This is a genomic window from Afipia massiliensis (genome assembly GCF_014203115.1).
Lineage (GTDB): Bacteria > Pseudomonadota > Alphaproteobacteria > Rhizobiales > Xanthobacteraceae > Afipia > Afipia massiliensis.
In genome coordinates, this window is record NZ_JACHIJ010000008.1 from 101,810 (window position 1) to 123,158 (window position 21,349).

The window sequence follows — 21,349 nt, forward strand, 5'->3', positions numbered from 1 at the left end:
GCCATCGCCGATCGGTTGACGTAGAAGGGTCGTCCGATACAGATCTGGCGCGTATTCTTTCCGCAAAACCGGTATCCACTTTTGCGGAATACGCGCGGGGCGTTGGAGTTTCACGATGTCCGACTGGGATGCGCAGCAATACCTGAAATTCGAGGACGAGCGGACGCGCGGGGCGCGCGACCTGCTGGCGCAGATTCCGATCCAGGATGCGCGGGGCGTGGTGGACATCGGCTGTGGCCCGGGCAACTCGACCGAGTTGCTGGCCAGACGCTGGCCGCAGGCGAAGATCACCGGGATCGATACCTCGGCGGACATGCTGCGTCAGGCGCGCGAGCGGCTGCCGCAGCACACCTTCATCGAAGCGAATATTTCGCACTGGTCGCCGCCCGCCGGAACCGATGTGCTGTTCGCCAATGCGATCTTCCAGTGGGTGCCGAAACATCTCAAGCAAATGATGCGACTTCTGATGGCGCTGCCCGACGGCGGCGCGCTCGCGGTGCAGATGCCCGATAACATGGACGAGCCGTCGCACGTCCTGATGCGCGAGGTCGCGCGCCTGCCGCAGTTCCACACCCAGCTCGCGCACGCATTGGAGGCGCGGGACAATCTGCCGAAGCCGGGCACCTATTACGACGCGCTGCAGCCGCTGTGCAGCCGTATCGACATCTGGCACACGGTCTACAATCACGTGCTGGACGATGCACCGGCCATCGTCGAATGGGTGAAGGGCACAGGGCTGCGCCCGTTCCTCGATCCGCTCGAGATTCCCGAACGCAAGGAATTCCTCGAGGCCTACAGGGCGCGGATTGCTGCCAGCTACCCGCCGCAGGCCGATGGCAAGGTGCTGCTGCGCTTCCCGCGGATTTTCATCGTCGCGGTGAAATAGCCGGAAATCCGGGCTTGCCGGGCAAATTGTCGCCATTGTGACGGGACAAGGGCTGTTGCTGCGACCGATGGATGCCGCGCGCGCCTGCGCCGAATCTGCCATGGTCCGCCATCAGTTTCTGTTCCACCGGAGCCATTTGAGATGAGTATGACCCCCGAAACGCCCCTGCCGACGCGCGCCGACTTGGCGCTGCGTCCGATCCCGATGCTGATCTTCGGATCGCGCTGGCTGCAGGTGCCGCTCTATGTCGGCCTGATCGTCGCGCAGGCTGTCTATGTTATCCTGTTCCTGAAAGAACTCTGGCATCTCATTTCGCATTCGTTCTCCTTCACCGAGCAGCAGATCATGCTTGTCGTGCTCGGGCTGATCGACGTGGTGATGATCTCGAACCTTCTGGTGATGGTCATCGTCGGCGGCTACGAGACCTTCGTCTCGCGGCTTAACCTGAAGGGTCACCCCGACGAGCCGGAATGGCTCAGCCACGTCAATGCCAGCGTGCTGAAGATCAAGCTGGCCATGGCCATTATCGGCATCTCCTCGATCCATCTGCTGCGCACCTTCATCGAGGCCGGCAACCTCGGCGTCGCGGGCCGCACCACGAACTACACAGAGGCCGGCGTGATGTGGCAGACCATCATCCACGGCATGTTTATCGTGTCGGCGATCGGCATCGCCTATGTCGACAAGCTGTCGAGCGATGCCGACGTTGCTCGCGCCAATGCCGTCAAGACCGGGCACGGCAAGCATTGATGCCGTAGCGGGAGACAACGTCATTGCGAGCGGAGCGAAGCAATCCAGTTTTGGAGACCATCCGGATGAACCGCTGGATTGCTTCGTCGCAAGTGCTCCTCGCAACGACGTTCATGTTGCTGGCAAGCGCGCCAGCCCTCGCCGCCGATGCGGCGTTCACGCAGTTCGTCGCCTCGCTGTGGCCGGAAGCGCAGCAGGCGGGCGTTTCGCGGGCGGTCTTCGATCGCGAAACCAACGCGCTGGAGCCGGACTACAAGCTGCCGGATCTGCTGTTGCCCGGGCGTCCATCGACCGGCGCGCCATCGCAGGCGGAGTTCGTGCAGGTGCCGGCGGACTATGTGAAGGAGGCGAGCATCGCGCGGCTCGCGTCGCACGGGCAGCGATTGTCGATCCAGCATCGCGATACGCTGCGCGCCATCGAGCAGCGCTTCGGCGTGCCGGGCAACATCATCCTGGCGATCTGGGGCCGCGAGACCGACTACGGCCGTCATGCGCTGCCCTATGATGGCTTGCGCGTGCTGGCGACGCAGGCCTATGTCGGCCGGCGCAAGGATCAATACCGCGGCGAGTTCATCGAGGCGCTGAAGCTGATCCAGAACGGCGACGTGACGCGCAAGAACCTGCGCACCTCATGGGGCGGCGCGACGGGGCTGACGCAGTTCCTGCCCTCGGAGCTTCACAAGCACGGCGTCGATTTCGACGGCGACGGCCACATCAACATCTGGACCTCGGTGCCGGATGCGCTGGCGTCCGCCGCCCAGCAGTTGAAGAACAAGGGCTGGCAGCCGGGCGTGCGCTGGGCCTATGAGGTGCGCGCACCGCGCATCGCCGATTGTACGCAAGGCGTGCCGGAAGTGACCAAGCCGATCTCGCAATGGCTGCGCGAAGGCTACGTACCGGTGCGCGGCGAGCAACTCAGCGCCGCCGAGCAGGCGCAGGGCGCGTCGCTGTTGCAGCCGGAAGGCACCTACGGCCCGTCGTTCCTGACCACGAAGAATTACTTCGTCATCAAGGAATACAATTTCTCCGATCTCTATGTGCTGTTCGTCGGCCATCTCGCCGACCGCATGATGAACGGCCAGCCGTTCGCGACGCCGTGGTCGGCGTCGACCCAGATGCGCAGCGCCGATGTGGAAGAGATGCAGAAGCATCTCACGCGCCTCGGCCTCTACAGCTCGAAACTTGACGGCAAGGCGGGGATGCAGACCCGCGCGGCGCTTGGCGCCTACCAGAAGAAGGCGGGACTGAAAGTCGATTGCTGGCCGAGCGGTGATGTGCTGCGCGCGATGAGCGCGGGACGGTAGGCGCGGCTGTGCCGTCACCCTGAGGTGCCGTAGCGAAGCGGAGGCCTCGAAGGGCGACGGCAGCGCAGTCAGTTCGATCCGTCATCCTTCGAGGCTCGCAAGCGCTCGCACCTCAGGATGACGGTCGAGGGTTTTATTCGCGACGTGAGAAAACCCGTCGCCCAAAAACAAAACCCGGCCGTGAGGCCGGGTTTTGAAACTCATGTCTCACGAAGTAATCGTGAGAATGTTCAGATCAATCGCAAACCTGAACGCGGCGGACGCGCCAGCCGTAACCGTCCCAGAAGCGCTCGCGCACCAGGCGGCAGGCTGGCTCTTCAATGTACACCGGGCCGGGTGCGTAGCCGTAGCCATATGCCGGGCGGCTGCTGTTGGCGATGGCGCCGCCGATGATCGCGCCGCCCAGAAGGCCAAGGCCCACGCCGGCAGCCACACGGCCGCCGTCAGCCTTGGCTGCGGGCATCGCGGTTGCGAGCGAACCAGCGATCGTTGCGACCGCGAGGAACGCCGAAAGAACCTTCTTCATGTTGTCTCTCCTCAGATCACGCCAGAGCCTGGCGCAAGGCGATTGGTCTGCAAGGATCCAATGACGGAACTCAAGATAGCCCGATTTGGCCCCTGTTTGAAAGGTCGGCGCCATCCCGCACCGGCGATTCAGATGATGTCCCGGCGCCAATATAGCGGATTCTGGCGCACAGCCTTCACAAAAAACGCCCCCAAGGGGCACTTTACCCTAGGGAGCGTTACTTTTTTCCAAGCCGGGGCGGCTAAAAGAAGGCCGCTCGGTGATCAGTTGTGTCAGTTACAAACCTGAACGCGGCGGACGCGCCAGCCGTAGCCGTCCCAGAAGCGTTCGCGCTGCAGGTAGCAGCCGCCGCCGTAATAGGCCGGGCCTGCGCCGTAATAGCCGTAACCGGGGCCGTAGTAGCCCCCGCTGTTGGCAATCGCCGCACCGGCGATGGCGCCGCCAAGAAGGCCGAGGCCGATGGCTGCACCGCCACCATGACCGTGATGGTGACCGTGATAATGACGACGATATTGCGCCTCTGCGGCAGGCATCGTGGCTGCGAGCGAGCCAGCGATCGTAGCGACCGCGAGGAACGCCGAAACTACCTTCTTCATGGCTTCACCTTTCGTCGTTGTGACCTGTGAAATGTCGTTGTGACCCATGAGATAACGGGTCTCGCCGGTGAAAGTTGCACGGCTGCATTGAACGGGAACTGAACGGGATAGCCGGATTCCCGCCATGATTGGGTTTAATCGCCGTCAATCAGCGCAACGAAAAACGGCGCTCGCGAAGTGCGAAGCGCCGTTGAAATTTTTTGAGCCGCGCGGAAACCCGCGTGGACGATATCAGAACAGCGAAGCGTACTGCTGCAGGCCGGCCTGCTGAACGAGGCCCATCGCGGTGCGCTTCTGGTCCTCATCGAGGCGGGCGAACAGGGCGGATGCGGCCGGTGCGAAGCGGCGCACGGCGGCTTCGTTGACCTGCGGCTCGCGTGCGAGCGCGCGCAGCGCGCTGGCGACGGCGGGCCAGTACTTCGCCTGCTCGGCCTTCAGCTTCAGCGCTGCGCGATAGCGCATGATGGCGACTTCGCTCATCGCCGACTGATACATCGAAATCTTCTTCTGGGGAGCGGCGACTTCGGTGCCGACGGACGCGGTAAAGTCCTGAGCGGAAACCGGTGCACTCACGGAAATTGCCAACGTGGCAACAACAGACGCAATCGCGATTGGCAACTTTCGCATTTTTCTCACTTCTGTGCGTGGAATGATGGGCGCGGGGTACGTGCCATATGTGACCAAAATGCGATCCATTGGGTTAACAATTGCAGAAACTGCGGGGCAACGCCTTGTTAAGGTTTAGGGGGCGGATTTGTTCCGCGAAATCAGTGCCTTTTTTCCGCGTGTAATATTCGCTCACCAAAGGTGAAGCGGGTTCCGTGGTTAATGTCCGGAGCCGAAACGCTGAATCTGTTGGTAAATGCTGGATAATTCACGTCGGCGCGGGGCGATGCAGTTTAGTTCAGCGCTCGGATTCGAGCGTCTGCGATAGCAATTCGAGCGCGTGAAGCGCGAACGCCCGCATGTTGGCGACGCGGTCGCTGTCGCCGGTCTCGAGCGTGATCACGCGCATTCGCGGTCCCGCAATGGCCATGCATGAATGTCCGGCGGCGTCGCCGTAGCGGTTGCCGGACGGGCCGGTCGCGCCGGTCTCGCTCAGGCCCCATGTGGTGTTGAGCAGTTCCCGCGCACGGTTCGCGAGCAAGGTCGCGTAGGGCTCGGTCGCGCCGCGGTTGCCGATCGCTTCCATTTCTTCTTTCGTGATGTTCACCAACGCCGCGCGCGCACGCGGCGTGTAGATCACGCCGCCGCCGCGGTAGTAGGCCGATGCGCCGGGCACTGCGAGCAGCGCTGCGGAGATGAGTCCTCCGGTGGAAGACTCCGCTACCGCGATGGTTTCCTTGCGCGCGATCAGGGACGCGGCGACTTTCTCCGCGAGCGGCAGCAACTTTTCCATGACGGGACTTTCTTCTGTTTGAGGTCAGAGCTGCGTCTTGTAACGCGCTTCGACGGCTTCCTGGCTTTCGGGCGTGCCCTGGCCTGTCTGTTCGTGAATGACTTCACTGATGCTCGGCTGCGCGGAGCGCGCAACGCGGGAGTCGGGCGACCACAACTTCGAGCGCATCAGCGCCTTGCCGCAGTGGAAATAGGCTTCGCGCACGGCGATATCGAGCACGGCGCGGGGCGGCTTGCCGAACTCGATCATGGTGGCCAGCAGGTCCGCATCCGCCGACAGTTTTGCTTCGCCGCCCACGCGCAGGGTTTCATCAAGGCCCGGCACGAAGAAGATCAGTTGCACGTAGCCCGAGCCAGTCACGAGGTTGCGGAAGCTGTCGATGCGGTTGTTGCCGGGGCGATCCGGCATCAAGAGGCGCGTCTCGCCTTCGATATGGACGAAGCCCGGATTGCCGCCGCGCGGCGAGGCATCGACGGTGCCGTCCGGCCCTGAGGTCGCCAGCACACAGAACGGCGACATCCCGATGAAGTGTGCGGCGTGGCGGTCGATGCGCGGCAGTTGTTTTGCGATCACGCGGTCGGTGGGTGGTGCGTAAATGGTGCCGAGGTCGTCAGGTCCGATATGCGTCACGCCGTGCTCCCGTTGCTCGCGATGCTGACGTTTAACCCAATCCGCAGCGTCCTGCATTTGCGGGTTTTGCCGTCAGTTCGAAATCGCTGTTCTGCCCGTTTAACGCGCGAATTTAGATCGATTCCAGATTGCGCGCGAAGTGCTTCCGCCAGTTTGGAATAGCTTAAAAGTGGCTGTTTTCCTTTTGCATCGGAGCCTTCGCTTCAATACCTGTGGGTCAACAGTCCTTACAGGTTCTCCAGACACCCATGATTGTTTGTTCCTGCAACGTCCTGACTGACCACGACGTGCGTAACGTTGTGACCCAAGCCAAGGACTTCCCGCGCACCGCTGGGCAAGTCTATGGCTGTCTGGGCTGCAGCGCCGAATGCGGCCGCTGCGCGCGAACCATCAAGAAGATCATGGATGAAGCCCTCGGCGCCTGCGCCAAGGCCTGCTGCGCGGGATGCCCCCACAGCCAGCAGCATGCTGATCACTCCCACGCCGATCACTCGCACGCCGGTCACACCGACGGCGAACATCACCATCCGGTGATCCTGACCGCCCAAGCGGCCGCCTAAGCCGCTTTACCGGCTTACCTTTCTCGCCTTTCTCCGATGTGGACGTCGCCGCGGCGAGGGCTTGTACTCGCCGTAAATCTGATTTAGAACGTTTCTAAATTGAATTTGGCCCGTCAAACGACGGTTCCACGATGGAGTGTAAGATGAAGGGCGATCCGAAGGTCATCGAGTTCCTGAACAAGGCGCTGCGCAGCGAACTGACCGCCGTCAGCCAGTTCTGGCTTCATTACCGGATGCTGGAGAACTGGGGCCTGAAGGATCTCGCCAAGAAGTGGCGCAAGGAATCCATCGAGGAAATGGAGCACGCCGACAAGCTGATCGACCGGATCATCTTCCTTGACGGTTTCCCGAACCTGCAGGTGCTCGATCCGCTGCATATCGGCCAGAACGTGAAGGAAGTTCTGGATTGCGACCTCAAGGCCGAGTATTCGGCGCGCGAGCTTTACGAGAAGGCCGCGACCCACTGCCATAGCGCGAAGGACTATGTCTCGCGCGACCTGTTCGAGAGCCTGATGAAGGACGAGGAAGGGCACATCGACTTCCTCGAAACCCAGATCGACCTCGTCAAGAGGATCGGCGTCGAGTTATATTCGCAGAAGCACATGGGTGGACTGGACGACGGGCACTAACGCCTCGCATCGCTGATACACTGATCACGAGAACAACCCGGACCGCTTACTGCGGCTCCGGGTTTTCTTTTGTTACTTCCGACGAAAATGCTCTAGCCTCACCGACAACAAAAAACATAAGGGAGAAACATGATGACCTATGACTGGCCTGCGATCGTTGGCGATCTGGACTCGCTGCTGAAGCTGCGCTCGATCCCGTTCGGCATGAAGATGTTCACGCGCCGCGAGGACATGGAGGCGATCCCGAAAATCCGCAGGCCGCAGTCGGTTCACACGCTGGATCAGATCGTGGCGCAGGCGGCGCGGATCGGCTGGACGGTCGGCATCACCAGCGACGATCTGGTCGGCGCGCAGTGCCGTGCCGTGGTCGGCCTCGGCGGCGCCAAGACCGATGCCTGGCAATCCGGACAGCACATGACCGGCGTGTGGTTCTCGACGCAGCAGGATGCGCAGGCGCATCAGGAGGCGATGCACTGCGTGCCGGACGGACAATACGACGCGCTGGCCGTCGGGCCACTGTCGTCCGGCAAGCTCGATCCGCCCGACATCGCGCTGTTCTATGCGACGCCCGGCGCGATGATCTATTTCATCAATGGATTGCAGTGGTCCGGCTACAAGCGGTTCGACTGGAGTGTGGTCGGCGAATCCGCCTGCGCGGATTCATGGGGCCGCGCGCTGACGACGCGATTGCCGAGCCTGTCGATTCCGTGTTTCGCCGAGCGCCGTTATGGCGGCGTGCTCGACGAGGAAATGCTGATGGCGACGCCGCCGGAATATCTCGTCAGCGCCATCGCCGGTATGAAGGCGCTGTCGAAGAACGGCTTCCGTTATCCGTTCGCGCAATACGGCGTGCAGCAGGATGTGCGCGCCGGCATGGCGGTGAGTTATCCGGGCCGGGCGTAGGGAAATCTCTACTTCGTCATGGCCGGACTTGTTCCGGCCATCCACGTCTTACTTACGAATCCAAAGACGTGGATCACCGGGACATAGGCGAGCGAAGCGACGCCGTCCTTCAGACGGCTATGCCCGGTGATGACGAGTTGATAATTCTTGCGTTGCGGTTACGACCCGTCCGCCGGCACGAAGCACGTGATCTCGATGTTGCCGCGAAGCGTCACGTACCACACCACCGCGCCGCCGGTCGGATTGCCGCCGGTGCGGATCACCGCCTTCTCCGGCACCAGCCACCACGTGCCTTGGATCGGCACCCAGTACGCGCCCTGCCGCACATCGTAGTCGGTGCGGTGTCCGTCGGAGACATCACAGCACGGCACACCGGCCGGGCTGCGCGCATCCTTGAACCATTTTCGAATGTGCTCGGGGACATCGCCGAACTGTCCGCGATCGACCGCGAGCGCCGTCGCGGCGGACAATATCAGCGGAATCATCAGGGCAAGGCGAACTGGCCACCTCATGCGATCCTCCGCGCTCAAGAATCATACGAAGCTTCGGACGGTCGCTTGAGGGCGTCCAGACAAACCCGCGCGAGGCGTCGGGTTCCTCCCGCGCATTGTTGAGGCACGACGCAGCGCAGCACTGCCGACGGCGAGAAGCTCAGCCGGTCAGCCCGACCGCTTCGCGCACCGCCGTGATCGGCTGGATCGCGGCCGACCAGAAATTCCACTCCGGGCCGAACAGGTCGGCCTTGGTGTCTTCGCCCCGCGCCCAGGCGTAGAAGAATTCCTCCGGCTCGAACGCGCCTGTCGCGGCACCGGCGACATCGTTGAGCGGAATGCCGAGATGCCAGCTCAGGATCACCGGCAGCACATGGCCGGACATGGCGTGGCTGCGATGCATCGTCGCCGTCAGCGTTGACGTCAGGAGTTCGCCGCGCGGCGACGTATCGTAGCCGGCGAGCACGTGGGTTGAATCGTGCGGAACGGCGAACTCGAAATTCAGCGCGGTCGCCTCGCCGGGATAGGCGTAGCCGTTGGCCTGATAGAACATCGCGAAAGCATGGCCGAAGGTGTCCGCCGGCAGCCGCGCCAGCGCATGAAAGCGCGTCGCCAGCGCGGGATCGGGCTGCGCATCGTAAGGCTGCAGCCACGGGCCCATCTCCGCAGTGGCCCATGCGCGGCCCGTCACGCTCTCAAGGTTGGCGTGGATCATGTGGGCCTTGGCGTCGTTCATGTCGCCCAGCGCCAGCCGCGCCAGATCGTTGACGAAGTCGTCGCGGACGCCGAGTTGATCCGCGAGCTTCACCACGGCACTCAGCTTGGCGGGGTCCAGCGTGCCGCCGACAAACGCCATGAGGGCGGCGAAGCTCACCGCCTGTGTGGCGAGCGCAGGATCGGCGGTCAGTTCAGCCTGCCGGTAGGGACTGAGCGGCGTCAGCCCTGCGAGGCCGAACTGCGGCTCGAGATGAAAGACGTAGCGGGTCGCGGCGGCGATGGTCTCGTGGTCGATCGTGTCCGGCAGTCCTTCGGTCGCTGCAATGCCGAGCATCACGGCGAGCGTGCTGCGGGCCTGATCCAGCGTTGCGGGAATGTGCATGAGCCGTGCCGCGATCCTATCTGAACTGCCTGCGGCAGAGCGGACTGAGCTTCCTGACGTTCTTTTGCATGCAGGCCGTGATGCGTTTCACGTCGGGGACGAATTCGCGGCAGAGTCTCATGGCGTCCTGGCGGCACGCACGGCGCTGCTCCGGCGTTCCTGCGGCATCGGCGGCGGACGGAGCCGCGGCGAGAAGCGCGATCGCTGTGCAGACGATGCGCGCCTTGATCATTGGTGGGGTCATGTTCTGGTTCCTTGATCATGGAACCGTAACCTGATCGTCAATGCCCATCAAACGGTAAACCGTACCGCGCGGTTTCTAGTGATGCGCCGGGACTTCGGCGCCTTCTGCAGAATATTGCCGGATCTTGTTGCGCAGTGTGCGGACCGACACGCCAAGCACGCGCGCGGCGCGGGTGCGGTTGCCATCGCAGCGGGCGAGCGTTTGCAGGACAAGCTCGCGTTCGATTTCTCCGACCGTGGCCCCGATCAGCAGCGGAACCACCTGGTTCGGCGCCATGGCGGGCGCGTCCGGCAATGGCTCCGATGCGCGTACGTGTGTTTCCTGGGTCATTGAGACCTCCTGACCAATGCTGCACCTGTCAGGGACGCAGACTATCTCCAAGGTTCTCCGATCTCAGCCCAGGTAAAGGGTGGGCCGATATGGTTAACAGGACCTTAATTTTCGGGATAACCCGTTCATGGAACTCACGAATTGGAACCCGATGGAACCGCCGGGGATCGCTGGAGAAATCGGACCAGCTTTGAGCGGACGCCTAAAATTTGCGCGCCTCCCGGCCGAGAATTAAGTGAGATGGGCCCGCATTGGGCTCTCGTGGAAGGAGCGCATCATGTGCCGCAACATCAAGACGCTGTTCAATTTCGAGCCGCCTGCGACCGAAGATGAAATTCACGCGTCGGCGTTGCAGTTCGTGCGCAAGCTTTCCGGCTTCAACGCGCCGTCAAAGGCCAACGAAGCCGCATTCGAACTCGCGGTCGCCGAAGTTTCCGCCAGCGCGCGAAAGTTGCTGACATCGCTGCACACCCATGCACCTGCACGCGACCGGGAGATCGAAGCGGAAAAGGCGCGGGAGCGAAGCAAGGCACGTTTCGGCTGAGCGCCGCCACCGGTCCCGGCAAAGCGCCGTTACGTTGCCGTTGCGAAGCCGCAGGCTCTCAGTGTTGCGGCAGAACGACCGGCACAAAGCGCGGATCGCTCGACGCAGCCCGCCGATCGATCGCAGCCACCCGCATCAGGGCTTCAAGCTTCAATAAAAAGATTTCCGCCAACATTGTCATAATCCACTTCTTGACTCTCTGGCAGTTGGACGCCGACTCGAACGGCGGCGTTCAATGTCTGATTCAAACGTATGCCTGAGAGTCCGCGTTCGCAATGACCTTGCCGCCGGCGGACAAGAAGTTAACGTGACGCCCACACCAGGAGGCATTCGATGAAAGCTGTCGCCGCGCTGCTCGTCGTGTTGCCGGCTGTCATATTTCCGGCCGCCGCCCGGGCCGACACATCGGACCGCTTCGCCATGGGCGGGTGGATCGAGAAATTCCAGCCTGCCATCGATCAGGCTAATGCCAGCGGCGAGCTGTTTCGCATTCGCGGCCATTGCCAGTCGAACTGCACGCTGTTTCTGGGTGTGCGCAATGTCTGCGTCGAGCGCAGCGCGACCCTGCTGTTTCACGCCGGCCACGGCCGCGGACCCAACAGGTACGTCATCAATGCGGGTTCGACGCAGCGGATGCTGAACGCCTACAACGCCAGGCTGCGGCGGTATGTGACCGCGAACGGCTATCTTGCGAAGCTGGAGTTCAGCTCCATCTCCGGCGCGCGGATCATCGACGAGTTCGGCTACAAGGAATGTCCGCGCGGCGGGTGAGACCGCGCCTCAGGCGGCGCGTTGCGCCAGGAAGCCCCAGTCCCACGGCAGCTGCTTTGAGCCGCGCGGCTTTCGCAGACCGTCCACCGACCAGGGATAATACACCCGCGCAATGCGCGCGATCTCGAATCCTTTTTCGGACACGGTGGAGATCAATTCCTCGCGCTCGTAGAATTTCTGCCAGACACCGTCGCGGCTGACGAGGCCGCCCGCCTTGATCTTGTCCGCCGATGCGCCGAGCTTGTTGACCATCAGCTGGGATTCCATCGACGGCACCACCACCAGCGCATGCGCCGACGGCTTGGTCACAGCGGCGAGGGTCGCCCACAGCGCATCGCGCTTGGCTTCGCGCGGCGACGTGATGACGTTCAGGCAGACGGTGAGGTCCGCAACGGTTCCGAGGACGTCCGCGGACTTGCAGACATCCATCGCCATCCATTTGGCGTTCGTCATCTCCGCGCAGCGTTTCTTCGCGCGCGCGACGATGCGCGGCGCGAAGTCGATGCCGGTGATCCGCTCGAAGCGATGTCCGAATTTCTTGACGAAGCTGCCGACCCCGCAGCCGAGATCCACCAGCTCGAGATTTTTCCGTGAACGGCAAGCGGCGGCAACGAAGCGCGGCATCTGGCCGTTGGTTTCATCGGTGACGATATCGCAGACCAGCGACTCGAACTTGGCGGCGTGCAGATCCCATTCAACTCGATTCACAGAAACCTCCCGTTGGTTATTGTGAAGCCGAATCGATTAAACAACAGAAACGGCCGCGGCGATACGCACCGCGGCGCCTAATCTGTTGATCAATAGCGCGTCTTGTTCGGCAGGTTCCGGTACTCGAGCCAGACCTTCTGCGCGTCGCCGCGCATCAATTGCGCCACGCGAACAGTTCGCTTGGCGTATGACTGCTTCATATCCTGATTGATATTCGAGTCGTCGAACAGGTCGGCGTAATCGCTCCACGATGCCGCGTAGTAGATCTTGTCGACGCGCGCCCAGTACGCCGTCGAGTAGCACATCGGGCAGGGCTCGCAGCTCGAGAACAGCGTCGCGCCCTTGATGTGCGGCGAGCCGACCTTCTTGCAGGCCATGCGGATGGCATTCACTTCGGCATGCGCGGAGGGATCGTTGTCGCGCAGCACGCTGTTGCCCGACGACGACAGGATCTCGTTGTTCATCACCACGACCGCGCCGAACGGCCCGCCGGTCTTCTCGACGACGCCGGCCTTGCGCATCAGCTCGACGGCGTGGCTCATGAACTTGCGCTCCTGATCGTTCGCGGCCTGCTTCGGCGCTTCCTTCGCGAAGGCGACATCCGATCCGGCGGCGGCCATCAGCGCGGCGGCGCCGGTGGTCAGGAAATTCCGGCGATGAACGATGCGCGCGGAGGCGAACAGGGTATCGAGCGGTGTCTCGTTGTCTTCGGTACGGGAGTCCATCGTGCATGACCTCGATCTCCGGCACAGCGCCGGACAAAAAATCCGGCTTGCGCTCATCGCTGGCCGGAAACGCGGGTTCGAGGATGTCTTAGCGGCAGGTTCCTTTCAGTTGTGTTGCTGGAGTTCCTCCAACTGCACTGCGAAATGGTATCAGCCGCGGCTAGCGCCCATTCGCAAAACGCCTGCGGAAACGGGATGCGAATGCTAGAATCAGCTACTTGATTCGGCTTTGCCGATCCGCCTCGCAGCTTCCGCTGTCCGCGCCACCTTTCACACCCATCCGGAGATTCCATCATGCGTCTGTCATCTGCCATTCGCGCCGCGCTGATCGCGGTGACGGCCCTTGTCGGAGCCGGTCTGTCGTCCGCCCATGCCGACAGCGGCACCGTGTCGCTCGTCATCTACAAGGCGGGTTGGTTTATCGGCGGCTCGGGCGGCAGCGGCACGCTCAACTTCCGGGGCAGGAGCTACGCGCTGTCCACCGGCGGTATCGACTACGGCCTGGTGTTCGGCGGATCGAAGACCGTGCTGCGCGGCCGCGTCAGCAACATCAACCGCCCATCGGATGTCGCCGGTGTTTATGGGGCGGCGGGCGCAGGCATCGCGGTCGGGCGCGGGGCGCGCGCGATCGTGCTGACCAACCAGAAGGGCGCAGTGCTCGAACTCTCCGGCCAGCAAACCGGACTGATGGCCAATGCTGATCTGAGCGGACTCGCGATTACGATGAGGTAAAACGCGGCAATACTGTTGGTGCGCGCATAAGCGCGCCAATAGTCAACCGTCGTTGGATGTTGCGATGGCGGTCTCGCTCGTGGGCGTGGCCGCCTTTTGCTTGCTCCACATATCCTGAGCGATCATTCCCGCAGCCATCGCGGCGACGAACACGATCACCGGCAGACCGAGCCCGGCGAGATTGACCAGTGCGGGGCCGGGGCAAAGCCCGACCAGACCCCAGCCGATCCCGAACAGGACTGCGCCTGTAACCAGCGGCGCATCAATGTCCTTGCGCGTCGGCCAGAGAGACTGCGCGGTGAAGACAGGCGCGCCGCGCCGCTTTGCCAGCGCGAAGCCGATGCTGGTGACCGCGACGGCGCCGGCCATCACGAACGCCAGCGTCGCATCCCACGCGCCGAAGATGTCGAGGAAGCCGAGCACTTTCCCTGTCTGTGTCATGCCGGAGATCAAGAGGCCTGCGCCGAAGACGAGTCCGCAGGCAAAGCTCACGAGAACGAGCGGCATGGTCTCAGCCTCCGATAATGTGACGCGCGATGGCGACGGTGATGATCGCCGCCGCCATGAAGATCGCGGTGGCCACCAGCGAGCGCGTTGACAGTCGCGCAGTCCCGCATACGCCGTGACCCGAGGTGCAGCCGCCGCCCATCCGGCTGCCGAAGCCCACGAGCAGACCGGCAACGACGATCACGATCAGGCTCGCGGGCATCGCAGGCGAGGGCAGTGCCGCGCCGGTGAAGAACGAGTCGAGCAGCGGCGCGGCGATCAGGCCCGCAATGAAGGCGATCCGCCAGCCGCGATCACCCGCCGCGGGAGACAGAAGCCCGCCGAAGATGCCGCTGATGCCGGCGATGCGTCCGGTCAGCAGCATCAGCATCGCGGCGGCAAGCCCGATCAGCGCGCCGCCGAGGAGTCCGGAGAGGGGTGTGAGATTATGCATGGGGAGCGGTCCTGTTTCTCAGGTGTGTTGCGTCATCGCTCGAAGGGGCGGCTACGCCAGTAGGGCCTATGTCCGATCTCGTTTTCATCGCAGACGCGCCCCTGGAAACAGAACTGAGCCTAATTTGATGGATTGACAATAGGAATAAAATCCGATACAGGTTTTGTCTTTGAATTTGGAGCAGCATTGGATGGAATTGCTGATTGAAACTCGAAAAGAGTTGCTGCGACTGAAGGGCGAACTCCTCAACATTAAGGTCGAGTTGAAGTTTGCGCGATTTCTGCGTGCTGCTGTCAAGGCGGGTTTCAAAGAAGAGCAGCCGCGCGATGAGTTGGGCAGGTGGACGAGTGCGGGAGGTGTTCAAGTCACGACTTCATCCGGCTTTCTCACCGGGATTCCGACAATTGATGACACGTCGCAGGCGCTTAGCGATACGCTTGTAAGTGTTATGGAGGTCCTGGAATTCCTGCCGGAAATGAGTCCTCAAACATACGGCAGAATAGTCCATGAAGCATTTGCTGTTGCGGTGAAATTGCAAAACCTCCCAGGCATAGGTGACATTGAGCGAACCTTCAGCTTGATCGATAGCGACCCTCGGTACGGTCTTGCTGACAGTATTCGAACGGACGTTACTCTGCGCAACATTCAAGGGGACATTATCGCGATTTACGACGTCAAGACTGGCGATACGCAAATGCCGCGATCGAGGGCGAATGAACTTCGTGAGAAGACGCGTGCAGCGCCGAATACACCTGTATTCGAGTTGAACATTGTGCGTGGCCCCTCCCGAAAGTATCGACGGATCATTCGAGGGCGTTCAGCACGTGTTGCGCGAATTTGTACTTCAACAAGCGATGGGAGAGCTTAATGTCAATGGAGCTTTATGTCCTTTCCGACCGTCGACTTGAATCAATAGATGCGTGGCAAGCTGCAATAGACGCGTGCAATTTCCCGTTGCAACTGTCGACGGCAATACCGTTCGCGAGATTGAACGGTGTGCTGCCTATTCAACTAGGCAATAGGCGCGCAGCATTCGAGTGCGTTCATTGGAATGCGGCCGAATTGATGGCTGAACTTTCGGACATCGATTTCGGTCTCCGCTGGAAATACGTTCTCGCGTTTCGCTGGACTGGAAATTCTTACGAGGGAATAGCGGCGTACATGGCGGGCAGCGCTTATGCCAAGGCGACCGGTGGTATCGTGTTCGATTGCGAGGAAGGAAAGATCATCTCGCCGGAGCGCGCAGGCGAAATCGCAAGAGAGATTGAGCGAGATATTCCGATGATCGAAGATATGGTGAGGCGGGTCAGTGAAAAATTTCAGAAGTGAAGGGAGTGTGCTGAGAAAGGAAAAGCCGGGCTCCCGCCCGGCCTTTGTGTCTTACGGATGCCCGGGTCAAGTCCGGGCATGACGTTGAGGTTGTTGCGGACTAGAAAGCCTTGTTGCTCTCTTTCACTGCTTCCGCCTCGACATAGACCTGTCCGCCCATCTTGACGAACTTCTCGCTCATCTGAGCCATGCCGTCCTCGATCACGCCGGAGATCGTCATGCCGACGCCGGGCAACTTGCCGTCGAGGTTCAGCGCGGCCTTCTCGTTGTCGCCGAGGGTGGCAGCATAGTCGCGTACGTCCTGCGTGATCTTCATCGAGCAGAACTTCGGCCCGCACATCGAGCAGAAATGCGCGACCTTGTGCGCTTCCTTCGGCAGCGTCTCGTCGTGATAGCTGCGCGCGGTATCCGGATCGAGGCCAAGGTTGAACTGGTCCTCCCAGCGGAAGTCGAAGCGCGCGCGCGACAGCGCATCGTCGCGCAACTGCGCCGCCGGATGGCCCTTCGCCAAGTCTGAGGCATGCGCCGCGATCTTGTATGTGATGACGCCGACCTTGACGTCGTCGCGGTTCGGCAGGCCGAGATGCTCCTTCGGCGTCACGTAGCAGAGCATCGCGCAGCCGAACCAGCCGATCATCGCAGCACCAATGCCCGACGTGATGTGATCGTAGCCCGGTGCGATGTCGGTGGTCAGCGGTCCAAGCGTGTAGAACGGCGCTTCGCCGCATTCCTTGAGCTGCTTGTCCATGTTGATCTTGATCTTGTGCATCGGCACATGGCCGGGGCCCTCGATCATCACCTGGCAGCCCTTCGCCCACGCGATCTTGGTGAGTTCGCCGAGCGTTTCGAGTTCGGCGAACTGCGCGCGGTCGTTGGCGTCGGCGATCGAGCCGGGACGCAGGCCGTCGCCCAGCGAGAACGACACGTCATACTTGCGCATCAGGTCGCAGATCTCGTCGAAGTGGGTGTAGAGGAAGCTTTCCTTGTGATGCGCGAGGCACCACTTCGCCATGATCGAGCCGCCGCGCGACACGATGCCGGTGACGCGGTTGGCGGTGAGGTGGATATAAGGAAGCCGCACGCCAGCATGGATGGTGAAATAGTCCACGCCCTGTTCGCACTGCTCGATCAGCGTGTCCTTGTACAGCTCCCACGTCAGCTTGACCGGATCGCCGTCGCATTTCTCCAGCGCCTGATAAATAGGAACGGTGCCGATCGGGATCGGTGCGTTGCGCATAATCCATTCGCGCGTGGTGTGGATGTTGCGGCCGGTGGAGAGGTCCATCACGGTGTCGGCGCCCCAGCGGATCGCCCACACCATCTTGTCGACTTCTTCTTCGACCGACGACGTCACCGCGGAGTTGCCGATGTTGGCGTTGATCTTGGTCAGGAAGTTGCGGCCGATGATCATCGGCTCCAGTTCGGCATGGTTGATGTTGCAGGGGATGATCGCGCGGCCGCGCGCGATCTCGCTGCGCACGAATTCCGGCGTGATGAACGCCGGGATGTCCGCGCCGAAGCTTTCGCCGTCCGCGAGGGCGGCTTCCGCGCGCTCGAGTTGCTGCTTGCGGCCGATGTTCTCGCGGGTTGCGACGTAGATCATTTCCTTGGTGATGATGCCCTTGCGCGCGAATTCGAGCTGTGTGATCGGTGCATCGCCGACGCCACGGATCGGCTTGTGGTGCGCCTTGAAAGCTGCTGCGGCGTGCTTCGCACCGACATTGCCGTTGTCTTCAGCCTTGATCTCGCGGCCTTCGTATTCCTCGACGCCGCCACGCTCCTTCACCCACTCGATGCGCGCGCGGGAGAGGCCGGCGTTGACGTCGATGATGACGTTCGGATCGGTGTAAGGGCCCGAGGTGTCGTAAACCGGGAGGTTCGGCTCGCCAGCGCCTTCGCTGAGAATGATCTCGCGCAGCGGCACGCGGACGTCCGCCGCTTCATCCGGCGTCACGTAGATCTTGCGCGACGACGGCAGGTTGCCGGTGGTGACGGCTGGCTTCAGGTCGGCCGTGTTGATTTGTTTGTTCATGGCGTCCTCCTTTGAATTCTGTGCATTGGCTTTGCTCCGCTCATTCCCGCGCAAGCGGGAATCCAGTGCGGCTGGGTCCCCGCCTTTGCGGGGACGAGCGGGTGGGGAAAATTGCGGCTGATCTCGTTGCTCATCACGCCACCTCCGAATAATCGGTGAGCCAGGCGCGCACGCGCGCGTCCGGGTCGGCGTTCTGGGTGACGTCGCTGACGACGGCGATGGAATTCGCGCCGGCTGCGAAAATCATTTCGGCCTGTTCGAGCTTGATGCCGCCGATGGCGACCAGCGGAATGTCGCCGATCAGAAGCTTCCAGGCGGTGATGCGCTCGATGCCCTGCGGCGCGAAGCGCATCTTTTTCAGTGTCGTCTCGTAGATCGGGCCGAGCGCGATGTAGTCGGGCTTGTAGGCGAGCGCGTTGTCGAGCTCGGTCTCGTCGTGGGTCGAGAGGCCGAGCGTCAGCCCCGCGCGGCGGATCGCATGAACATCGGCGGTGTCGAGATCTTCCTGGCCGAGATGCAGATGCTGCGCGCCGGCCTCGATGGCCGCGCGCCAGTAATCATTGACCACGAGCCTGGTCGGCGTGCCCTTGGTGACGGCGAGCGCTTCGCGGACGATGGCGAGCGCCGCCGCGTCATCGAGATCCTTGGCGCGCAGCTGCACGGTGCCGACGCCGAGCTTGGTCAGCCGCGCAACCCATGCGACGCTGTCGACCACGGGATAGAAACAATCAGGATACGGCATGCCAGAACGGTGTCCCTACGACAGGAGTTGAAGGAGAAGCGAAATCGCGCGCGCCCATCAGGCCGGCTTCATATCCGGCGCGGCCGGCTTCGGCAGCCAGACGGAACGCGTTGCCCATGGCGACCGGATCGTCGGCCTTGGCGATGGCGGTGTTGAGCAGCACGGCATCAAAGCCAAGCTCGAACGCCTCGGCCGCGTGCGACGGCGCGCCGATACCGGCATCGACCACCAGCGTGATGTCGGGCAGGCGGGCGCGCAGCAGCTTCAACGCATCGCGGTTGGTGATCCCGCGCGCACTGCCGATCGGTGAGGCCCACGGCATCACCACCTTGCAGCCGGCATCGACCAGCCTCATTGCGACGCTGAGATCCTCGGTGCAATAGGGGAATACCTCGAAGCCGTCCCTGATCAGGATTTGTGCCGCTTCGACAAGACCGACCACGTCGGGTTGCAGCGTTTCGTCGTCGGCGATGACTTCCAGCTTGATCCACGGCGTGTTGAACAGTTCGCGTGCCAGCTTCGCGGTGGTCACGGCCTCGCGCACGCTCTTGCAGCCCGCGGTGTTCGGCAGCACGGTGACTTTCAGTTCGCGGATCAGCGACCAGAACTGGTCGCCGGTCTTGCCGCCCGCGGTTTCGCGGCGCACCGACACGGTAACGATCTGGCTGCCGGCGGCGCGGATCGCGTCCTGCATGATCTTCGGCGAGGGATACAGCGCGCTGCCGATCAGCAGGCGCGAGGAGAATTCCTTGCCGTAGAAGTTGACTTTGCTCATTTCCGATCCTCGCGAAAGGTCGATGCCCCCAACCGCCGCGCTTCGCGCGACTCCCTCCCCCGCAAGCGGGAGAGGGGAAGAAAGAGCAAGGCGCACTCCCTCTCCCGCTTGCGGGGGAGGGTTGGGGAGGGGGAGGAAGCGTTCGTGATATTGATGTTCATCCTCACCCTCCCTGCCGGGGCGTGAGGATTTCCACCGCGTCGTTGTCGTTGAGCGGCGTTTCGGCCCAGCGCGCGCGCGGCACCACGTCGTAATTCACAGCGACGGCCAGATGCGTGCCTTCGTAGTCAAGTTCGGCCAGCAGCGCATCGACGCGCGTGGCTTTGGTCTCGACGCGTTCGCCGTTGACGATCAGGAACATTGCATCACCTCGTTGTCGATGGCGCCGCGCTCGACATAGGCCAGCGTCAGTTCCGCAAGGGCCGGCGCCAGCAGGAAGCCGTGGCGATAGAGCCCGTTGACGGAGATGCGCGTGGCCTCAACGGCGATGCGCGGCAGGTTGTCGGGGAAGGCCGGGCGCAGGCCCGCGCCGAACTCGAGAATGCGGGCCTCGCCGAAAGCCGGGTGCACCGCGTAGGCGGCGCTGAGCAATTCGAGCGCGGAGCGCACGCTGACGCCGGTGTCCTCGCTCTCGATCGAGGTTGCGCCGAGCATGAAGCGATTGCCGTCGCGCGGGATCACATAGAGCGTCCAGCGTGGATGGAGGAAGCGAACCGGACGCGACAGCTGCACGTCGGGGGTCTCAATCACGATCATCTCGCCCTTGACGCCGCGCAGATCGGGATGCCGGTCGCGCGCACCAAGCCCCCGGCAATCGATCACGATGCCGTTCTCGCCGGCAAGATCGTCAGGCTCGCAGTCGCTGCCGAATTTGATCGTGCCGCCGGCAGCGGCGAGTTTCGCATGAAGTTCGGGCAGCACGCTGCGCGGCTCGACATGGCCCTCGCCGGCAAAGAACAGCGCTTCGCGGAAACGTCCGTCGAGGGACGGTTCGAGTCCGGCGATGCCATCGGCATCGAGGCGTGTGTGATCGGTCGTCAGCCTGGCGAAGCGGTCGAAGTCGGCGCGGTCGCGCGGATGCGCCACCACCAGCGAGCCGTTGAACGGCGTGTCCGGCACGTATTCGCGCCACAGATCGAGCGAGCGGATGCCGAGCCGCGTGATCACCGGCTCGGAGCCTTCACGCTCGCACCACGGCGCCAGCATGCCACCGGCCCAGTGGCTGGTCGCCTGCATCATCGCGGCGTCGCCGCGCTCATGCAGCGTCACGTCATAGCCCGCGCGCGCGAACAGCAATGCCTGCCATGAGCCGGCAATGCCCGCACCGATAATATTGATGGAAGATTCCCCTCGCGGAGATTTGGCTTTCTGTAGCATCCCTGTCCCTTCGCCGGCATGACCCGGATCAGGTTCAAAGGGTCACCGCGCAACCTGCGGTATCTCAGCTCCACGCCGGAGCCCCCCTCGGAACACACATACGATAGACCCGATGCTCCGGGGTTTCAATGGCCGGCCCCGCGATGCTGCATGGCTTTTCCGCATCGTGGGAACGCGTTTTCGCATCTCGCATTGCGAGGGCGGCACAAAACGACGCGGGTAAGGGTTCGTTGACCTTGCCGCGCCGCGATTGACGCCATTTCGCGCCAGTTTTCAGGAAGAGATCAGCCGTCGAGTTTACCCGGAATTATGCCGCCGGTGGTTAGG

The 21,349-nt window shown here is 62.4% G+C and carries 29 protein-coding genes and 1 riboswitch; of the genes, 11 read left to right on the forward strand and 18 right to left on the reverse strand.

The features are described 5' to 3' along the window. The first annotated feature begins 115 nt into the window (after positions 1–115). The 3 genes from tam to HNQ36_RS23080 all read left to right on the forward strand — a co-directional run bounded on the left by tam (position 116) and on the right by HNQ36_RS23080 (position 2,940). Positions 116–886: a trans-aconitate 2-methyltransferase gene (gene tam, locus HNQ36_RS23070; protein ID WP_184089447.1), complete on the forward strand. Its 771-nt coding sequence runs from the start codon at positions 116–118 to the stop codon at positions 884–886. Positions 887–1,027: 141 nt separating this feature from the next. After that, positions 1,028–1,636, forward strand: a complete 609-nt coding sequence (locus HNQ36_RS23075; protein WP_184089450.1) for a TIGR00645 family protein — start codon at positions 1,028–1,030, stop codon at positions 1,634–1,636. A 65-nt stretch (positions 1,637–1,701) separates the two neighbouring features. After that, entirely contained in the window at positions 1,702–2,940 is a 1,239-nt protein-coding gene (locus HNQ36_RS23080; protein ID WP_184089454.1) for a lytic murein transglycosylase, read from the forward strand. A 235-nt stretch (positions 2,941–3,175) separates the two neighbouring features. On the opposite strand, the gene HNQ36_RS23085 is transcribed toward HNQ36_RS23080, so the two are convergent. From HNQ36_RS23085 to HNQ36_RS23105, 5 genes are all read right to left on the reverse strand, one after another. Next, positions 3,176–3,466 (reverse strand): hypothetical protein, encoded by a 291-nt coding sequence (locus tag HNQ36_RS23085; RefSeq protein WP_184089457.1) that lies wholly within the window; start codon positions 3,464–3,466, stop codon positions 3,176–3,178. A gap of 272 nt (positions 3,467–3,738) precedes the next feature. Continuing rightward, complete coding sequence (locus HNQ36_RS23090) at positions 3,739–4,062, reverse strand: hypothetical protein (protein WP_184089460.1); 324 nt, start codon at positions 4,060–4,062, stop codon at positions 3,739–3,741. Between the two features lie 231 nt (positions 4,063–4,293). Beyond that, entirely contained in the window at positions 4,294–4,689 is a 396-nt protein-coding gene (locus tag HNQ36_RS23095; protein WP_184089463.1) for a hypothetical protein, read from the reverse strand. Positions 4,690–4,966: 277 nt separating this feature from the next. Continuing rightward, positions 4,967–5,461 carry a CinA family protein gene (locus tag HNQ36_RS23100; RefSeq protein WP_184089466.1) on the reverse strand — a complete coding sequence of 165 codons (495 nt, stop codon included), beginning with the start codon at positions 5,459–5,461 and terminating at the stop codon, positions 4,967–4,969. 24 nt (positions 5,462–5,485) lie between these two features. After that, positions 5,486–6,091 (reverse strand): MSMEG_1061 family FMN-dependent PPOX-type flavoprotein, encoded by a 606-nt coding sequence (locus HNQ36_RS23105; RefSeq protein ID WP_184089469.1) that lies wholly within the window; start codon positions 6,089–6,091, stop codon positions 5,486–5,488. A gap of 248 nt (positions 6,092–6,339) precedes the next feature. On the opposite strand from HNQ36_RS23105, the gene HNQ36_RS23110 reads away from it, so the two are divergent. The 3 genes from HNQ36_RS23110 to HNQ36_RS23120 all read left to right on the forward strand — a co-directional run bounded on the left by HNQ36_RS23110 (position 6,340) and on the right by HNQ36_RS23120 (position 8,183). After that, a complete protein-coding gene (locus HNQ36_RS23110) occupies positions 6,340–6,651 on the forward strand; it encodes a (2Fe-2S)-binding protein (RefSeq protein WP_184089472.1) in 312 nt (103 codons plus the stop codon). 143 nt (positions 6,652–6,794) lie between these two features. Continuing rightward, positions 6,795–7,280: a bacterioferritin gene (gene bfr / locus HNQ36_RS23115; RefSeq protein WP_184089475.1), complete on the forward strand. Its 486-nt coding sequence runs from the start codon at positions 6,795–6,797 to the stop codon at positions 7,278–7,280. A gap of 132 nt (positions 7,281–7,412) precedes the next feature. Then, positions 7,413–8,183, forward strand: a complete 771-nt coding sequence (locus tag HNQ36_RS23120) for a DUF169 domain-containing protein (RefSeq protein WP_184089478.1) — start codon at positions 7,413–7,415, stop codon at positions 8,181–8,183. A gap of 158 nt (positions 8,184–8,341) precedes the next feature. Here the strand turns inward: HNQ36_RS23120 and HNQ36_RS23125 are convergent, their stop codons facing one another. The 4 genes from HNQ36_RS23125 to HNQ36_RS23140 all read right to left on the reverse strand — a co-directional run bounded on the left by HNQ36_RS23125 (position 8,342) and on the right by HNQ36_RS23140 (position 10,347). Beyond that, the gene (locus HNQ36_RS23125; RefSeq protein WP_184089481.1) at positions 8,342–8,695 is read right to left on the reverse strand and encodes a hypothetical protein; all 354 of its coding nucleotides are present in this window, start codon (positions 8,693–8,695) and stop codon (positions 8,342–8,344) included. Between the two features lie 139 nt (positions 8,696–8,834). Then, positions 8,835–9,773 carry a hypothetical protein gene (locus HNQ36_RS23130; RefSeq protein ID WP_184089484.1) on the reverse strand — a complete coding sequence of 313 codons (939 nt, stop codon included), beginning with the start codon at positions 9,771–9,773 and terminating at the stop codon, positions 8,835–8,837. A 16-nt stretch (positions 9,774–9,789) separates the two neighbouring features. Continuing rightward, positions 9,790–10,017 (reverse strand): hypothetical protein, encoded by a 228-nt coding sequence (locus HNQ36_RS23135; RefSeq protein ID WP_246395503.1) that lies wholly within the window; start codon positions 10,015–10,017, stop codon positions 9,790–9,792. 75 nt (positions 10,018–10,092) lie between these two features. Next, complete coding sequence (locus tag HNQ36_RS23140) at positions 10,093–10,347, reverse strand: helix-turn-helix domain-containing protein (protein ID WP_184089487.1); 255 nt, start codon at positions 10,345–10,347, stop codon at positions 10,093–10,095. A 277-nt stretch (positions 10,348–10,624) separates the two neighbouring features. On the opposite strand from HNQ36_RS23140, the gene HNQ36_RS23145 reads away from it, so the two are divergent. After that, on the forward strand, positions 10,625–10,891 hold the full coding sequence (locus tag HNQ36_RS23145; protein ID WP_184089490.1) for a DUF2277 domain-containing protein: 267 nt from the start codon (positions 10,625–10,627) through the stop codon (positions 10,889–10,891). Between the two features lie 333 nt (positions 10,892–11,224). After that, the gene (locus HNQ36_RS23150; protein WP_184089494.1) at positions 11,225–11,662 is read left to right on the forward strand and encodes a hypothetical protein; all 438 of its coding nucleotides are present in this window, start codon (positions 11,225–11,227) and stop codon (positions 11,660–11,662) included. Between the two features lie 9 nt (positions 11,663–11,671). Here the strand turns inward: HNQ36_RS23150 and HNQ36_RS23155 are convergent, their stop codons facing one another. Both HNQ36_RS23155 and HNQ36_RS23160 read right to left on the reverse strand, forming a co-directional pair. Next, positions 11,672–12,370 carry a methyltransferase domain-containing protein gene (locus HNQ36_RS23155; protein ID WP_184089497.1) on the reverse strand — a complete coding sequence of 233 codons (699 nt, stop codon included), beginning with the start codon at positions 12,368–12,370 and terminating at the stop codon, positions 11,672–11,674. Between the two features lie 89 nt (positions 12,371–12,459). Then, on the reverse strand, positions 12,460–13,095 hold the full coding sequence (locus HNQ36_RS23160; protein WP_246395504.1) for a nucleoside deaminase: 636 nt from the start codon (positions 13,093–13,095) through the stop codon (positions 12,460–12,462). Positions 13,096–13,389: 294 nt separating this feature from the next. On the opposite strand from HNQ36_RS23160, the gene HNQ36_RS23165 reads away from it, so the two are divergent. Beyond that, positions 13,390–13,827, forward strand: a complete 438-nt coding sequence (locus tag HNQ36_RS23165; RefSeq protein ID WP_184089500.1) for a hypothetical protein — start codon at positions 13,390–13,392, stop codon at positions 13,825–13,827. Between the two features lie 42 nt (positions 13,828–13,869). On the opposite strand, the gene HNQ36_RS23170 is transcribed toward HNQ36_RS23165, so the two are convergent. Together HNQ36_RS23170 and HNQ36_RS23175 are read right to left on the reverse strand one after the other, a co-directional pair. Beyond that, on the reverse strand, positions 13,870–14,334 hold the full coding sequence (locus HNQ36_RS23170) for a DUF6691 family protein (RefSeq protein ID WP_184089503.1): 465 nt from the start codon (positions 14,332–14,334) through the stop codon (positions 13,870–13,872). Positions 14,335–14,338: 4 nt separating this feature from the next. Next, complete coding sequence (locus HNQ36_RS23175; RefSeq protein ID WP_184089506.1) at positions 14,339–14,767, reverse strand: YeeE/YedE family protein; 429 nt, start codon at positions 14,765–14,767, stop codon at positions 14,339–14,341. A 190-nt stretch (positions 14,768–14,957) separates the two neighbouring features. On the opposite strand from HNQ36_RS23175, the gene HNQ36_RS23180 reads away from it, so the two are divergent. Further along, entirely contained in the window at positions 14,958–15,635 is a 678-nt protein-coding gene (locus HNQ36_RS23180; protein ID WP_184089509.1) for a hypothetical protein, read from the forward strand. Next, entirely contained in the window at positions 15,635–16,096 is a 462-nt protein-coding gene (locus HNQ36_RS23185) for a hypothetical protein (RefSeq protein ID WP_184089512.1), read from the forward strand. The genes HNQ36_RS23180 and HNQ36_RS23185 overlap by 1 nt, the downstream gene beginning before the upstream one ends. Before the next feature lie 100 nt (positions 16,097–16,196). Here HNQ36_RS23185 and thiC read toward each other — a convergent pair whose 3' ends face one another. The 5 genes from thiC to HNQ36_RS23210 form a co-directional block, all read right to left on the reverse strand. Then, positions 16,197–18,128, reverse strand: coding sequence for a phosphomethylpyrimidine synthase ThiC (thiC, locus tag HNQ36_RS23190; protein WP_184089515.1), 1,932 nt, complete (start codon positions 18,126–18,128; stop codon positions 16,197–16,199). Between the two features lie 133 nt (positions 18,129–18,261). Next, entirely contained in the window at positions 18,262–18,870 is a 609-nt protein-coding gene (locus HNQ36_RS23195) for a thiamine phosphate synthase (protein ID WP_184089518.1), read from the reverse strand. Continuing rightward, positions 18,857–19,645 (reverse strand): thiazole synthase, encoded by a 789-nt coding sequence (locus tag HNQ36_RS23200; protein ID WP_184089521.1) that lies wholly within the window; start codon positions 19,643–19,645, stop codon positions 18,857–18,859. Before HNQ36_RS23200 ends, HNQ36_RS23195 begins: the two co-directional genes overlap by 14 nt. 163 nt (positions 19,646–19,808) lie before the next feature. Then, positions 19,809–20,006 carry a sulfur carrier protein ThiS gene (thiS, locus tag HNQ36_RS23205; RefSeq protein ID WP_019198452.1) on the reverse strand — a complete coding sequence of 66 codons (198 nt, stop codon included), beginning with the start codon at positions 20,004–20,006 and terminating at the stop codon, positions 19,809–19,811. Continuing rightward, on the reverse strand, positions 19,997–21,022 hold the full coding sequence (locus HNQ36_RS23210; protein WP_184089524.1) for an FAD-dependent oxidoreductase: 1,026 nt from the start codon (positions 21,020–21,022) through the stop codon (positions 19,997–19,999). Before HNQ36_RS23210 ends, thiS begins: the two co-directional genes overlap by 10 nt. Continuing rightward, positions 21,011–21,120: riboswitch (TPP riboswitch) on the reverse strand. It overlaps the preceding gene by 12 nt. Positions 21,121–21,349 lie beyond the last annotated feature (229 nt).

What these genes read in the sequence shown, in the direction of transcription:
- HNQ36_RS23185 (WP_184089512.1), top strand. Translation starts at nt 15,635, where the DNA reads ATGTCAATGGAGCTTTATGTCCTTTCCGACCGTCGACTTGAATCAATA.
- HNQ36_RS23100 (WP_184089466.1), bottom strand. Translation starts at nt 5,461, where the DNA reads ATGGAAAAGTTGCTGCCGCTCGCGGAGAAAGTCGCCGCGTCCCTGATC.
- HNQ36_RS23175 (WP_184089506.1), bottom strand. Translation starts at nt 14,767, where the DNA reads ATGCATAATCTCACACCCCTCTCCGGACTCCTCGGCGGCGCGCTGATC.
- HNQ36_RS23160 (WP_246395504.1), bottom strand. Translation starts at nt 13,095, where the DNA reads ATGGACTCCCGTACCGAAGACAACGAGACACCGCTCGATACCCTGTTC.
- thiS (WP_019198452.1), bottom strand. Translation starts at nt 20,006, where the DNA reads ATGTTCCTGATCGTCAACGGCGAACGCGTCGAGACCAAAGCCACGCGC.
- tam (WP_184089447.1), top strand. Translation starts at nt 116, where the DNA reads ATGTCCGACTGGGATGCGCAGCAATACCTGAAATTCGAGGACGAGCGG.
- HNQ36_RS23090 (WP_184089460.1), bottom strand. Translation starts at nt 4,062, where the DNA reads ATGAAGAAGGTAGTTTCGGCGTTCCTCGCGGTCGCTACGATCGCTGGC.
- bfr (WP_184089475.1), top strand. Translation starts at nt 6,795, where the DNA reads ATGAAGGGCGATCCGAAGGTCATCGAGTTCCTGAACAAGGCGCTGCGC.
- HNQ36_RS23140 (WP_184089487.1), bottom strand. Translation starts at nt 10,347, where the DNA reads ATGACCCAGGAAACACACGTACGCGCATCGGAGCCATTGCCGGACGCG.
- HNQ36_RS23200 (WP_184089521.1), bottom strand. Translation starts at nt 19,645, where the DNA reads ATGAGCAAAGTCAACTTCTACGGCAAGGAATTCTCCTCGCGCCTGCTG.
- HNQ36_RS23095 (WP_184089463.1), bottom strand. Translation starts at nt 4,689, where the DNA reads ATGCGAAAGTTGCCAATCGCGATTGCGTCTGTTGTTGCCACGTTGGCA.
- HNQ36_RS23170 (WP_184089503.1), bottom strand. Translation starts at nt 14,334, where the DNA reads ATGCCGCTCGTTCTCGTGAGCTTTGCCTGCGGACTCGTCTTCGGCGCA.
- HNQ36_RS23110 (WP_184089472.1), top strand. Translation starts at nt 6,340, where the DNA reads ATGATTGTTTGTTCCTGCAACGTCCTGACTGACCACGACGTGCGTAAC.
- HNQ36_RS23180 (WP_184089509.1), top strand. Translation starts at nt 14,958, where the DNA reads ATGGAATTGCTGATTGAAACTCGAAAAGAGTTGCTGCGACTGAAGGGC.
- HNQ36_RS23135 (WP_246395503.1), bottom strand. Translation starts at nt 10,017, where the DNA reads ATGACCCCACCAATGATCAAGGCGCGCATCGTCTGCACAGCGATCGCG.
- HNQ36_RS23195 (WP_184089518.1), bottom strand. Translation starts at nt 18,870, where the DNA reads ATGCCGTATCCTGATTGTTTCTATCCCGTGGTCGACAGCGTCGCATGG.
- HNQ36_RS23125 (WP_184089481.1), bottom strand. Translation starts at nt 8,695, where the DNA reads ATGAGGTGGCCAGTTCGCCTTGCCCTGATGATTCCGCTGATATTGTCC.
- HNQ36_RS23075 (WP_184089450.1), top strand. Translation starts at nt 1,028, where the DNA reads ATGAGTATGACCCCCGAAACGCCCCTGCCGACGCGCGCCGACTTGGCG.
- HNQ36_RS23150 (WP_184089494.1), top strand. Translation starts at nt 11,225, where the DNA reads ATGAAAGCTGTCGCCGCGCTGCTCGTCGTGTTGCCGGCTGTCATATTT.
- HNQ36_RS23165 (WP_184089500.1), top strand. Translation starts at nt 13,390, where the DNA reads ATGCGTCTGTCATCTGCCATTCGCGCCGCGCTGATCGCGGTGACGGCC.
- HNQ36_RS23120 (WP_184089478.1), top strand. Translation starts at nt 7,413, where the DNA reads ATGACCTATGACTGGCCTGCGATCGTTGGCGATCTGGACTCGCTGCTG.
- thiC (WP_184089515.1), bottom strand. Translation starts at nt 18,128, where the DNA reads ATGAACAAACAAATCAACACGGCCGACCTGAAGCCAGCCGTCACCACC.
- HNQ36_RS23130 (WP_184089484.1), bottom strand. Translation starts at nt 9,773, where the DNA reads ATGCACATTCCCGCAACGCTGGATCAGGCCCGCAGCACGCTCGCCGTG.
- HNQ36_RS23080 (WP_184089454.1), top strand. Translation starts at nt 1,702, where the DNA reads ATGAACCGCTGGATTGCTTCGTCGCAAGTGCTCCTCGCAACGACGTTC.
- HNQ36_RS23145 (WP_184089490.1), top strand. Translation starts at nt 10,625, where the DNA reads ATGTGCCGCAACATCAAGACGCTGTTCAATTTCGAGCCGCCTGCGACC.
- HNQ36_RS23210 (WP_184089524.1), bottom strand. Translation starts at nt 21,022, where the DNA reads ATGCTACAGAAAGCCAAATCTCCGCGAGGGGAATCTTCCATCAATATT.
- HNQ36_RS23085 (WP_184089457.1), bottom strand. Translation starts at nt 3,466, where the DNA reads ATGAAGAAGGTTCTTTCGGCGTTCCTCGCGGTCGCAACGATCGCTGGT.